This is a genomic window from Geodermatophilus sp. URMC 65 (assembly GCF_053502545.1).
Window position 1 is genome coordinate 3,170,007 of the sequence record NZ_CP199954.1, and the last position, 12,057, is coordinate 3,182,063.

At 73.7% G+C, this 12,057-nt stretch carries 9 protein-coding genes; 6 read left to right on the forward strand and 3 right to left on the reverse strand.

The annotated features are described in order from the left end of the window. Nucleotides 1–107 precede the first annotated feature (107 nt). Nucleotides 108–4,082: an ATP-dependent RNA helicase HrpA gene (hrpA, locus tag ACWIX7_RS15370; protein WP_448617318.1), complete on the forward strand. Its 3,975-nt coding sequence runs from the start codon at nucleotides 108–110 to the stop codon at nucleotides 4,080–4,082. Nucleotides 4,083–4,261: 179 nt separating this feature from the next. Here the strand turns inward: hrpA and ACWIX7_RS15375 are convergent, their stop codons facing one another. Further along, nucleotides 4,262–4,627 carry a hypothetical protein gene (locus ACWIX7_RS15375; protein ID WP_448617319.1) on the reverse strand — a complete coding sequence of 122 codons (366 nt, stop codon included), beginning with the start codon at nucleotides 4,625–4,627 and terminating at the stop codon, nucleotides 4,262–4,264. A gap of 225 nt (nucleotides 4,628–4,852) precedes the next feature. Here ACWIX7_RS15375 and ACWIX7_RS15380 point away from each other — a divergent pair, with 225 nt between their 5' ends. From ACWIX7_RS15380 to ACWIX7_RS15400, 5 genes are all read left to right on the forward strand, one after another. Continuing rightward, complete coding sequence (locus ACWIX7_RS15380) at nucleotides 4,853–5,332, forward strand: ATP-binding protein (RefSeq protein WP_448617320.1); 480 nt, start codon at nucleotides 4,853–4,855, stop codon at nucleotides 5,330–5,332. Beyond that, nucleotides 5,329–5,505, forward strand: coding sequence for a hypothetical protein (locus ACWIX7_RS15385; RefSeq protein WP_448617321.1), 177 nt, complete (start codon nucleotides 5,329–5,331; stop codon nucleotides 5,503–5,505). Before ACWIX7_RS15380 ends, ACWIX7_RS15385 begins: the two co-directional genes overlap by 4 nt. A gap of 405 nt (nucleotides 5,506–5,910) precedes the next feature. Beyond that, nucleotides 5,911–8,187: a xanthine dehydrogenase family protein molybdopterin-binding subunit gene (locus tag ACWIX7_RS15390; RefSeq protein WP_448617322.1), complete on the forward strand. Its 2,277-nt coding sequence runs from the start codon at nucleotides 5,911–5,913 to the stop codon at nucleotides 8,185–8,187. Further along, complete coding sequence (locus tag ACWIX7_RS15395) at nucleotides 8,187–8,690, forward strand: (2Fe-2S)-binding protein (RefSeq protein WP_448617323.1); 504 nt, start codon at nucleotides 8,187–8,189, stop codon at nucleotides 8,688–8,690. Before ACWIX7_RS15390 ends, ACWIX7_RS15395 begins: the two co-directional genes overlap by 1 nt. Nucleotides 8,691–8,763: 73 nt before the next feature. Continuing rightward, nucleotides 8,764–9,621 (forward strand): FAD binding domain-containing protein, encoded by an 858-nt coding sequence (locus ACWIX7_RS15400; RefSeq protein WP_448617324.1) that lies wholly within the window; start codon nucleotides 8,764–8,766, stop codon nucleotides 9,619–9,621. A 117-nt stretch (nucleotides 9,622–9,738) separates the two neighbouring features. Here ACWIX7_RS15400 and ACWIX7_RS15405 read toward each other — a convergent pair whose 3' ends face one another. Both ACWIX7_RS15405 and cysD read right to left on the reverse strand, forming a co-directional pair. Further along, nucleotides 9,739–11,088 (reverse strand): sulfate adenylyltransferase subunit 1, encoded by a 1,350-nt coding sequence (locus tag ACWIX7_RS15405; RefSeq protein ID WP_448617325.1) that lies wholly within the window; start codon nucleotides 11,086–11,088, stop codon nucleotides 9,739–9,741. Then, the gene (gene cysD / locus ACWIX7_RS15410) at nucleotides 11,088–11,996 is read right to left on the reverse strand and encodes a sulfate adenylyltransferase subunit CysD (protein WP_448617326.1); all 909 of its coding nucleotides are present in this window, start codon (nucleotides 11,994–11,996) and stop codon (nucleotides 11,088–11,090) included. Before cysD ends, ACWIX7_RS15405 begins: the two co-directional genes overlap by 1 nt. Nucleotides 11,997–12,057: the final 61 nt, after the last annotated feature.

Genomic DNA, 12,057 nt, shown 5'->3' on the forward strand with positions numbered 1-12,057 from the left:
GGGCCACGACCGCCACACGGCGTCCGGTGCGATCCTGGAGACCGCGCCGGTCGCCGTCCACCCGCCGCCGCGCGCCCCATGCCTTGCCCCCAGACGAGGAGACCGTCGTGACCACCCCGCCCGACGACCTGCGTGCGCGGCTGGCCGGCCTGACCCTCGAGGACGAGCACCGGCTGCGCCGCCGGCTCGACGGCACCCGCAGGACCAGGGACGCCGAGGCCCGGGCCCGGCAGCGTTCGCGGATCGCCGCCGACGTCGCGGCCGCCGAGGAGCGGATCGCCCGTCGTCGCGCCGCCGTCCCGACCGTGCGCTACCCCGCGGAGCTGCCGGTCAGTGCCCGCCGCGAGGACATCGCCGCGGCGCTGCGCGAGCACCAGGTGGTCGTGGTGGCGGGGGAGACCGGCTCGGGCAAGACCACCCAGCTGCCCAAGATCGCCCTCGAGCTCGGCCGCGGCGTGCGGGGCCGGATCGGGCACACCCAGCCGCGGCGGATCGCCGCGCGCACCGTGGCCGAGCGGATCGCCGAGGAGCTGGAGACCCCGCTGGGCGAGGTCGTCGGCTGGAAGGTGCGCTTCACCGACCAGGTCGGCGACACGACGCTGGTCAAGGTCATGACCGACGGCGTCCTGCTGGCCGAGATCGGCCGCGACCGGCTGCTGCGCCAGTACGACACGCTCATCCTCGACGAGGCGCACGAGCGCAGCCTCAACATCGACTTCCTGCTCGGCTACCTGGCGCAGATCCTGCCCCGGCGTCCCGACCTCAAGCTGGTCATCACCTCGGCGACGATCGACGTCGAGCGGGTGGCCAAGCACTTCGCAGGACTCGGCGACGACGGGCATGGCTCGGTCGACGGGGCCGAGGTCCCGGTCGTCGAGGTCAGCGGGCGCACCTACCCGGTCGGGGTCCGCTACCGGCCGGTGGTCGACCCCGACGACCCGACATCCGACCCGGACCGGGACCAGGTCACCGCCATCGCCGACGCCGTCGCCGAGCTGACCGCCGAGGGCCCGGGCGACGTCCTGGTCTTCCTCGCCGGTGAGCGGGAGATCCGCGACACCGCTGACGTCCTCACCGAGCGCTTCCCCTCCGCCGAGGTGCTGCCGCTCTACTCGCGGCTCTCAGCGGCCGACCAGCACCGCGTCTTCGCCCCGCACACCGGGCGGCGGATCGTGCTGGCCACCAACGTCGCCGAGACCTCGCTGACGGTGCCCGGGATCCGCTACGTCGTCGACCCGGGTACCGCGCGCATCTCCCGGTACAGCTCCCGGCTGAAGGTGCAGCGGCTGCCGATCGAGCCGATCAGCCAGGCCTCGGCGCGGCAGCGCTCCGGTCGCTGCGGGCGCACCTCCGAGGGCATCGCCATCCGGCTCTACACCGAGGAGGACTTCGAGAGCCGGCCGGAGTACACCGACCCGGAGATCCTGCGCACCAGCCTGGCCTCGGTGCTGCTGCAGATGGCCGCCCTCGAGCTGGGGGACGTCGCCGACTTCCCGTTCATCGACCCGCCGGACCGGCGCGCGGTCGCCGACGGCGTGGCGCTGCTCGAGGAGCTCGGCGCCCTCGCCGGGGACGGCGCGCTGACCCCCACCGGCCGGGCGCTGGCCGCCCTGCCGCTGGACCCGCGGATGGCGCGGATGGTCGTCGAGGCCGACCGGCGGGGCGTGCTGGAGGAGGTCCTGGTCATCGCCGCGGGGCTGACCATCCAGGACCCCCGCGAGCGGCCCACCGAGCACCAGCAGGCCGCCGACCAGGCGCACGCCCGGTTCGCCGACGAGAACTCCGACTTCCTCGCGCTGCTCAACCTGTGGCGGTACCTCGGCGAGCAGCAGGAGGCGCTGTCGGGCAGCCAGTTCCGGCGCACGATCAAGCGCGAGTTCCTGCACTACCTGCGCATCCGCGAGTGGCAGGACCTCTACGGCCAGCTGCGCAGCACCGCGCGCCGGCTGGGCATGTCCGTCGGTGAGCTCGCGGCCGAGCCCGACGAGCGCGGCATCCACACCGCGCTGCTGGCCGGCCTGCTCTCCCACGTCGGTCTCCAGGTGGAGGACACCAAGGGGAGGGACGGCGACCGGCGGCGCGGGGGCCGCGAGTACCTGGGCGCCCGCAACGCCCGCTTCGTCCTCGCCCCCGGTACCCCGCTGGCGAAGAAGCCGCCGCGCTGGGTGGTCGCCGCCGAGCTGGTGGAGACCAGCCGGCTGTTCGCCCGCACCGTCGCCCGGATCGACCCCGAGGTCGTCGAGCGGCTGGCCGAGCACCTGGTCAAGCGGCAGTACTCCGAGCCGCGCTGGGACGCCAAACGCGGCTCGGTCGTCGCCACCGAGCGGGTCACCCTCTACGGCATCCCGCTGGTCGTCGGCCGCCGCGTGCAGTACGGCTCGATCGACCCGGTCGTCTCCCGCGAGCTGTTCATCCGGCACGCCCTCGTCCAGGGCGAGTGGACGACGCACCACCGCTTCTGGCACGACAACCAGAAGGCGATGCAGCGGGTCGCCGAGCTGGAGGAGCGGGCCCGGCGTCGTGACATCCGGGTGGACGACGAGACGCTGTTCGAGCTCTACGACGCCCGCATCCCGGCGGACGTCGTCTCCACCCGGCACTTCGACAGGTGGTGGAAGGGCGCGCGGCGCGAGCAGCCGGACCTGCTCACCTTTCCCCCGGAGATGCTCACCAACGCCGCCGCGGCCGGCCAGGTGCGGGTCGAGGACTTCCCGGACGAGGTGCCGCTGACGCAGGGGCTGACCCTGCCGCTGTCCTACGCGTTCGCGCCGGGCACCCCGACCGACGGCGTCACCGTCGACGTCCCGCTGGCCGTGCTGGACACCGTCGCCGAGCGGACGTCCGGCGAGTCGCTGGCCTTCACCGTCCCGGGGCTGCGCGAGGAGCTGGTGACCGCGCTGCTGCGCACCCTGCCCAAGCAGTTGCGCCGCGCGCTGGTGCCGATCCCCGACCGGGTGCGCGAGGTGCTGCCGCGCATCACGCCGACCGAGCCGCTGCTGCCGGCGCTGGAGCGCGAGCTACGGCGGGTCGCGGGGGTCGTCGTCCCGCCGGACGCGTGGGCGCCGGACCAGGTGCCCGACCACCTGCGGGCCACGTTCCGCGTCGTCGACGACCGGCACCGTCCCCTGGCCACCGGCAAGGACCTGCAGGCGCTGCGCCGCGAGGTCGCGCCGCAGAGCCGGGCCAGCCTGGCCGCGGCCGCCTCGGACGTCGAGCGCACCGGCCAGACCGCCTGGACGTTCGGCACGCTGCCGCGCACCGTCGAGGTCCGCCGCGGCGGGCACGTGGTCACCGCTCACCCGGCGCTGGTCGACGAGGGGACGACGGTCGGCGTCCGCGTGGTCGCCACCGAGGTCGAGGCCACCCGGCTGACCTGGCGCGGGGCCCGGCGGCTGCTGGTGCTGGTCGCCGGCTCACCCACCCGGCAGGTGGTGAAGGGGCTGTCCCCGGCCACCCGGCTGGCGCTGCAGTTCAACCCCGACGGTGAGATCCCCGCGCTGGTCGACGACTGCGTGGACGCGGTCGCCGACGAGCTGCTCGCCGCTGCCGGCGGGCCACCGCGGGACGAGGTCGGCTTCGCCGCGCTGGTGCAGACCGCCCGCGCGCAGCTGCTGCCGCTGACCACCGACACCGTGCGGCGGGTCGAGGCGGTGCTGGTCCAGGCCCGCGAGGTCGCCGTCGCGATCGGTGCGGCGCCGGGACGGCGGGTGCCCCAGGCGGCGGTCGCGGACCTGCGCCGGCAGATGGGCGGCCTGCTGCACCGCGGCTTCGTCACCGCGGCCGGGCGGCGCCGGCTGCCGGACCTGGTGCGCTACCTCAGGGGGATGGCGCACCGGCTGGAGAAGCTGCCCGCCAACGCCGTGCGCGACGAGCTGTGGATGCAGCAGGTCGCCGCGGTCACCGCCGAGTACGAGCAGCTGCGCGCCCAGGTGCCGTCGACGGGGGCGCCCGACGACCCGGTGGCCCGGGTGCGCTGGATGCTCGAGGAGCTGCGGGTCAGCCTGTTCGCGCAGAGCGTCGGCACCCCGCGGCCGGTGTCGGAGCAGCGGGTCCACAAGGCCATCGACGCGCTCATCGCCTAGCAGGAGGCCGCGCCGTCCCGAGGCCCCCTGCAGGCAGGAGGACTCCGTCCTCCTCACCGTGGAAGGACCCCGTCCTCCCCACCCCTCGCACGCTCGGGGCGGGACCCGGGACGGGGCCAGCGGCGAGCCTCTGGACGGGGCCTGGCGCGAGCCTGCGAGTGGCGGGGGCAGGTCCTCTCTCAGCTGTGGGCGCCGCGGGCCCGCTCGCGGAGCAGGGCGGAGATGCGCTGACGGGTGACGCCGAACATCGCGGCGATCCGGTTGATGCTGACCTGCTCGGAGGCCAGGGCGTACGCCTGCTCGCGCCGCCAGGCGCCCCCGGCGCCGGCCAGGGCGGCCATCACCGAGCTGAGCTGCTCGACGACCAGCGGGCGGGACTCGGCGGTGACGAGGTCCAGCCAGGCGCGGCCGCTCTGCCGCTCCTCGAGCAGCTTCTCGGCCCGCGTGCGGGCGCCACCCAGTTCGATCATGCAGGTGTCCAGCACGGTCAGGAGCTCGGTGAGCGCACGGACGGCCGGGTCCTGCTCGGTGCGGTCGGTCGACACGGGCCCTCCGACTCTCGTGGTGGATGGATGCGAGCAATCCGGTTGCCCACTATCCGTCGTCCCGGGGCCGAGTGCAAGACCCGTGACACGCCACAGCCCTCGCTGGGCAATGGTCGTTGCGTGCGACCCTCGCGACGCTTACGTTGCGTACAACGGGGTGGCGCGGCATCGAGTCCGCGCCCATGGGTTCGCCTGCGTTCGGGACCCCGTCGAGGGGGAGTCCGGATGTCCACGCTCACCGCCACGGTCGACCTGAGACCGGTGCCCGCCAGCGTCCCGGTCGCCCGGCACCTCGTGCTGGACCTGCTGGGCGCCTGGAAGGCTCCGCACGACGCCGGAGACGCCGCCCTCCTCGTCACCGAGCTCGTCACCAACGTGGTCGACCACGTCGCCGGCGGTGCCTCCTTCACCCTCGAGGTCGCGTTGTCCGAGGACTGGCTGCGCATCTCGGTCGCTGACGGCTCCGCGCTCCGGCCGGTCGTGCGGGAGTTCGAGGTCGCCGCCCGGCGGGGACGGGGGATGCAGCTGGTGGAGGGCATCGCCGACCGCTGGGGGGTCGAGGACCACACCGACGGCAAGCGGGTCTGGTTCGAGCTCGCGGCTGCGGGGCCGGGGGACGGCCGCCGTGGCTCCGGCCCGGGTTTGCCGACGACGGCTCCCGGGGAGGGGCGGGGGGACCGATCCAGCGAGGAGGAGACGGCATGAGCGAGCCGGACGGCAAGACCTACAGCGCGGGCGAGGGGCTCTCCGACGAGGAGATGGTGCAGACCGTCGCCGAGCAGACCGACAGCATCTCCGAGCACGCTGACGTGGCGGGCAAGGACTGGGACGGCGACGCCAGCAAGGCGCCCGACCCCAACGCCGACCCCGCGGGCTGACCCTCGACCGACCGACGCCGGGCGTGACCGACAGGACCCGCCCGGCGTCGTGCGGCGCCACGCTGGAGGCGCGGCCCGCCAGCAGGCTGCCGGCGCAGCGCAGGGCCACGGGCGCGAACAGCCGCAGCGCGATCCCTGCGGCCAGCACGAGCAGCGACGCCGTGACGCCGCGACGGCGAGCTCGAGGCCCACCCGCCGGGCGATGCCCGGCGCCAGCCTGGCGAAGGCGCCGAAGCAGAGCACCGGCAGCGTGGTGAGCAGCCCGGCCGTCCATCCCGGTCAGCTCGGCACATCCGGCGCGACCGCCGGCCCCGGCACCGGCGGGTCCGCAGGAGGATGGGGTGGCGGAGGGGCGCTCGATCGTCGATAGTGACCGCGGTCACCCACCGCACGGAAGGTGAGCACATGAGCATCCTCGGTACGCGGGTGGTCCGCACCGAAGACCCGCTGTTCCTGACACGCGGAGCGACCTACACCGACGACCTGGCCGACGACCGGCTCACCGGGGCGCTGCACGCGACCTTCGTGCGGTCCACCGTCGCCCACGGCCGGCTGCTGTCGGTCGACACCTCCGCCGCCCTGGAGGCGCCGGGCGTGGTCGCCGTGGTCACGGCCGAGGACGTCGCCGACCTCGTCCCGATCCCACCGCCCTTCCCGTTCGTCAACTCCGCGATGACCCGACCGTGGCTGGCGTCGGACCGCGTCCGGTTCGTCGGCGACCCGATCGCCGTCGTCCTCACCGAGGAGCGCTACCAGGGCGAGGACGCCGCCGAGATGGTCGCCGTCGACATCGACCCGCTGCCCGCGGTGGTCGGCACCGCCGCGGCGGCCTCCGACGAGGTGCTGCTGTTCCCCGAGGCGGGCACCAACGTCATGGCCTCGTTCGGCGAACCCGCGCCGGCGGACTTCTTCGACGGCTGCGAGGTCGTCGTGACCCAGTCGATGGTCAACCAGCGGGTGGCGCCGGTGCCGCTGGAGAGCCGGGCCGCGGCCGCCGTCTGGGGCGAGGACGGCCGGGCCACCGTCTGGTGCACCAACCAGGGCGCCCAGCAGGCCAGGGGGCAGTTCGGGGACTGGCTCAAGATGGACCCCGACCTGATCCACCTGATCACCCCCGACGTCGGCGGTGGCTTCGGCGCCAAGATCGGCGCCGATCCCGAGTACGCCCTGATCGCCTGGCTGGCCCGGCACGTCGGCCGGCCGGTGCGCTGGGCGGAGAACCGGTCGGAGAACCTGATCGGCATGCTGCACGGCCGGGCGCAGGACCAGGTGGTCACCATCGGAGGCCGCCGGGACGGGACGATCGAGGCGTACAGCCTCGTGGTGGACCAGGACTGCGGGTCCTACCCCCGGATCGGCACGGTGCTGCCCACCCTGACCATGTTGATGGCCCCCGGGGTCTACGGCTTCCCGCGGGTGCACGCCCAGGCCCGCGCGCTGGCCACCACGACGACGTCCATCGGCGCCTACCGGGGCGCGGGCCGGCCGGAGGCCACCGCGGCGCTGGAGCGGGCGATCGACCTGTTCGCCGCCGAGATCGGCATGGACCCGGCCGAGGTGCGCCGGAAGAACCTGCTGCCGGCGTTCAGCGAGCCGCACAAGACACCGATGGGCGCCACCTACGACAACGGCGACTACACCGCGGCCCTGGACAAGGCGCTCGAGGCCGCGGGCTATCCCGAGCTGCGGGCCGAGCAGGCCCGGCGCCGGGAGCGGGGGGACGCGCGGCAGCTCGGCATCGGGATGTCCGTGTACGTCGAGATCACCGGGGCCGACAACGGCGCCGGCACCGGGGAGGCCGCCTCGCTCGAGGTCCACCCGGACGGCACGGCGACGGTGCTCACCGGCACCTCCCCGCACGGCCAGGGGCACGCCACCGCGTGGGCGATGATCGCCAGCGACCAGCTCGGCATCCCGGTGGAGAAGATCACCGTGGTGCACGGCGACACCGACCGGGTGCCGGAGGGCGGCGGGACGATGGGGTCGCGCAGCCTGCAGCAGGGCGGCGCGGCGGTGCACCAGGCGGCCGGCGAGCTGGTCGAGCTGGCCAGGCAGCGGGCCGCGGAGAAGCTGGAGGTCGACCCCGAGGACCTGATCGTCGACCTGGGTCTCGCCGGGCTCGCCGTGCGCGGGACGCCGGGGACGGGGATCACGTTCGCCGAGCTGGCCGAGGACGAGCAGCTGCTGGTGCAGACCAGGTTCACCGCCGCGGCGCCGACGTTCCCCTTCGGCGCCCACGTGGTGGTCGTGGAGGTGGACGTCGAGTCCGGCAAGGCCGAGGTGTCCCGGCTGATCGCGGTCGACGACGCCGGCACGATCCTCAACCCGCTGCTGGCCGAGGGGCAGCGGCACGGCGGCTACGCCCAGGGGGTGGCGCAGGCGCTGCTGGAGGAGGTGCTCTACGACGAGGACGGCAACCCGACCACCTCGACGCTGGCCGACTACCCGTTCATCTCCGCCACCGAGCTGCCCAGCTTCGAACTCGTCGAGATGGCCACGCCGACCCCGATGAACGCGCTCGGCGCGAAGGGCATCGGCGAGGCCGGGACGATCGGCGCCACCCCGGCCGTGCAGAACGCGGTCATCGACGCCGTGGCCCACCTCGGCGTCCGGCACATCGACATGCCCACCACCCCGATGCGGGTGTTCCGGGCCATCCAGCAGGCCCAGGGAGCCAACTGATGCAGGTCTCGATCACCGTCAACGGACAGCAGCGCACCGACGACGTGGAACCCCGGCTGCTGCTGGCGCACTACCTGCGTGAGGTCTGCGGGCTGAAGGCGACCAACCTCGGATGCGACACCACCTCGTGCGGCGCGTGCACCGTCATCGTGGACGGGCTGTCGGTGAAGTCGTGCACGGTCCTGGCGGCCCAGACCGACGGCGCGCAGGTGACCACGATCGAGGGGCTGGCCGGTCCGGACGGCGAGATGCACCCGATGCAGCAGGCGTTCCGCGAGGAGCACGGTCTGCAGTGCGGGTTCTGCACCCCGGGCATGGTGATGGCCGCCATCGGCGTCCTGGCCGACAACCCCGACCCCACCGACCGCGAGATCCGGGAGGGGCTGGAGGGCAACCTCTGCCGCTGCACCGGCTACCACAACATCGTCCGGGCGGTCCGGAGCGCGGCCGGGGCCGGCCCCGCCGCCGGTCAGGTCCCGCAGGCGCAGGAGGTGTCCCGATGACCGAGCTCGCGAGGGCATCCGAGGGCGCAGCATCCCGGGTCATGCGCCCGACGAGCGCCAGCGAGGAGTGGGCATGATCCCCGGGTCGTTCGAGTACGTGCGGCCGACCTCGGTCGAGGAGGCGGTGGCCGCGCTCGTCGAGCACGGGGACGACGCGAAGGTCCTCGCCGGCGGGCACTCGCTGCTGCCGCTGATGAAGCTGCGCCTGGCCATGCCGGCGGTGCTCATCGACATCAGCCGCATCCCGGGGCTGTCCTACGTCCGCGTGGACGGCGACGAGGTCGCCATCGGCGCGGGCACCCGGCACCACGAGCTGGAGAAGGACGAGGTCGCCCAGGCGGAGGCGCCGCTCCTGCCCTACGTCGCCAGCCAGGTGGGCGACCCGCAGGTGCGCCACCGCGGCACCATCGGCGGCACGGTCGCGCACAGCGACCCGGCGTCGGACCTGCCCACCGCGCTGCTGGCGCTGGGCGGCACGGTCGTCGTCCAGGGCCCGAGCGGGCGCCGGGACATCCCGATCACCGAGTTCTGGCTCGGGTTCTTCGAGACGGCGCTGGCCGAGGACGAGCTGATCGTCGAGATCCGGGTGCCGCGCACCGGCTCGGCCGGCTGGGCCTACGAGAAGTTCACCCGCCGGGCCAACGACTGGCCGATCGTCGCGGCCGCCGCGGTCGGCAGTCGGGGTGGTGGGGCGGGCGGACAGCTCCGCGTCGCGCTGGCCAACATGGCGGGGTCGGTCGTGCGCGCCACCGCCACCGAGGAGGCCCTGGCCCGTGGCGCCTCCATCGAGGAGGCCGCGGCGTTGGCCGACCAGGGCACCAGCCCGGGCGCGGACATGCACGCCGACCAGGAGTACCGCCGCCACCTCGCCCGGCTGCTCACCCGCCGGGCGCTGGAGAAGGCAGCAGGGGCTCCCGCAGCCGCAGCCTGACAGAGGACCCCCCTGCAGGGACCCACCGCTCGCAGGCTCGCGGCGGGCCCCTGCAGGAGGGCCACCCCTCTCTCGTCACCCCTCGCAGGCTCGGGGCGGTGCCCGGAGGGGCCTCGTTCAGCCGGCGGGGGTGAGCATCCCGGCGCCGACGGTGGCGTTGGTGGCCTCGTCGACCAGGATGAAGCGGCCGGTCACCCGGTTGCGGGTGTAGTCGTCGACGAACAGCGGCTGGGTGACGCGCAGGCGCACCCGGCCGATGTCGTTGAGGCCGAGCTCGGTGGCCTCCCGGTCCCGGTGCAGCGTGTTCACGTCGAGCCGGTAGGCCAGCTCCTTGACCATCGCGCGCGCCGTGCGGGTGGTGTGCTTGACCGCGATCCGCTGGCGCGGCCGCAGCGGCTCGTCGGTCATCCAGCAGACCAGCGCGTCGAGGTCCTGCGTCGCCGTCGGGGCGTTCTCCGGCTTGCTGATGAGGTCGCCGCGGGAGATGTCGAGGTCGTCGGCGAGTCGCAGCGTCACCGCCATCGGCGGGAAGGCCTCGTCCACCGGGCCGCGCGGGCCGTCGATGCCGGCGATCGTCGTCGGCAGGCCGCTGGGCAGCACCGTGACGTCGTCACCGACGCGGAAGACCCCGCTGGCGACGGTACCGGCGTAGCCGCGGTAGTCGTGGTGCTCCTCGGTCTGCGGCCGGATGACGTACTGCACCGGGAACCGCGCGTCGGTGAGGTTGCGGTCGCTGGCCACGTGCACGTGCTCGAGGTGGTGGAGCAGCGTCGGGCCCTCGTACCAGGGCGTGTTCGCCGAGTGTGTGACGACGTTGTCGCCGTGCAGCGCCGAGATGGGGACGACGGTCAGGTCCGGCACGCTGAGCTTGGCCGCGAACGCGCTGAACTCGTCGGCGATCGACTCGAAGACCTCCTCCGACCAGTCGACGAGGTCCATCTTGTTGACGGCGACCACCAGGTGCGGCACCCGCAGCAGCGAGGCGAGGAAGGCGTGCCGGCGGCTCTGCTCCACCATGCCCTTGCGGGCGTCGACCAGCACGATCGCCAGGTCGGCGGTCGAGGCGCCGGTGACCATGTTGCGCGTGTACTGCACGTGGCCGGGGGTGTCGGCCAGGATGAACGTGCGCCGTGGGGTGGCGAAGTAGCGGTAGGCGACGTCGATGGTGATGCCCTGCTCGCGCTCGGCCCGCAGGCCGTCGGTGAGCAGCGCGAGGTCGACGTGGTCGCCCTTGCTGGCGCGGGCCACGGCCTCGTACTGGTCCTCGAAGATCGCCTTGCTGTCGTAGAGCAGCCGGCCGATCAGCGTGCTCTTGCCGTCGTCCACCGAGCCGGCGGTCGCGATGCGCAGGATGTCCTTGCGCGCCGTGGCCAGTTCCACGGCGTGCTCGGCGACGGGGGAGTGCACGTCGACCGGCTCGTCGGCGTCGGTCACGGTGGGGTACGTGGTGTCGGTGTTCGAGGCCATCAGAAGTAGCCCTCCTTCTTCCGGTCCTCCATGGCGGCGTCGCTGACCTTGTCGTCGCCCCGGGTGGCGCCCCGCTCGGTCATCCGGGTCACCGCGATCTCGGCGATGACCTCCTCGACGGTGGTGGCCTCCGAGCGGACGGCAGCGGTGAGGTTCGCGTCGCCGACGGTGCGGTAGCGGACCGTCGCGCGGAACGGCTGTTCGCCGTCCCTGGGCCGGATGAACTCGTTGACCGCGTAGAGCATCCCCTGCCGCTCCACGACCTCCCGCTCCTGGGCGAGGTACAGCGGCGGGATGGCGATCTGCTCGCGGGAGATGTACTGCCAGATGTCGAGCTCGGTCCAGTTCGACAGGGGGAAGACCCGGATCGACTCGCCGAGGTGGATCCGGCCGTTGTAGATGTCCCACAGCTCGGGGCGCTGGTTCTTCGGGTCCCACTGGCCGAACTCGTCGCGGAAGGAGAACACCCGCTCCTTCGCCCGCGCCTTGTCCTCGTCGCGGCGGGCGCCGCCGAACAGCGCGGTGAAGCCGTGCTCCTCGACCGCGTCGAGCAACACCGGCGTCTGGATGCGGTTGCGGGAGCCGTTGGGCTCCTGCTTGACCGTGCCGGCGGCGATCGCGTCGGGCACCGAGGCGACGATCAGCTGGACGCCGAGCTCGGCGACCCGCTTGTCGCGGAACTCCAGGACGTCGGGGAAGTTCAGCCCGGTGTCCACGTGCATGACCGGGAACGGGATGCGGGCCGGCGCGAACGCCTTGCGGGCCAGCTCCAGCATCACGATGGAGTCCTTGCCGCCGGAGAACAGCAGCACCGGCCGCTCGAGCTCGGCGGCCACCTCACGGATCACGTGGATGGACTCGGCCTCCAGCGTCTCGAGCTGGGAGAGCCGGTAGTCGGGTGTCGTCACGCGGCAGGTCTCCGGAGCGTCGGGGGCATGGGCTCGAACCAGCTCCAACCGCACCGGTCCG

Bases quoted from the DNA above. Each gene is read 5' to 3' on its own strand.
- ACWIX7_RS15400 (WP_448617324.1), top strand. From the start codon at position 8,764: ATGATCCCCGGGTCGTTCGAGTACGTGCGGCCGACCTCGGTCGAGGAG.
- ACWIX7_RS15380 (WP_448617320.1), top strand. From the start codon at position 4,853: ATGTCCACGCTCACCGCCACGGTCGACCTGAGACCGGTGCCCGCCAGC.
- ACWIX7_RS15390 (WP_448617322.1), top strand. From the start codon at position 5,911: ATGAGCATCCTCGGTACGCGGGTGGTCCGCACCGAAGACCCGCTGTTC.
- ACWIX7_RS15385 (WP_448617321.1), top strand. From the start codon at position 5,329: ATGAGCGAGCCGGACGGCAAGACCTACAGCGCGGGCGAGGGGCTCTCC.
- ACWIX7_RS15405 (WP_448617325.1), bottom strand. From the start codon at position 11,088: ATGGCCTCGAACACCGACACCACGTACCCCACCGTGACCGACGCCGAC.
- ACWIX7_RS15395 (WP_448617323.1), top strand. From the start codon at position 8,187: ATGCAGGTCTCGATCACCGTCAACGGACAGCAGCGCACCGACGACGTG.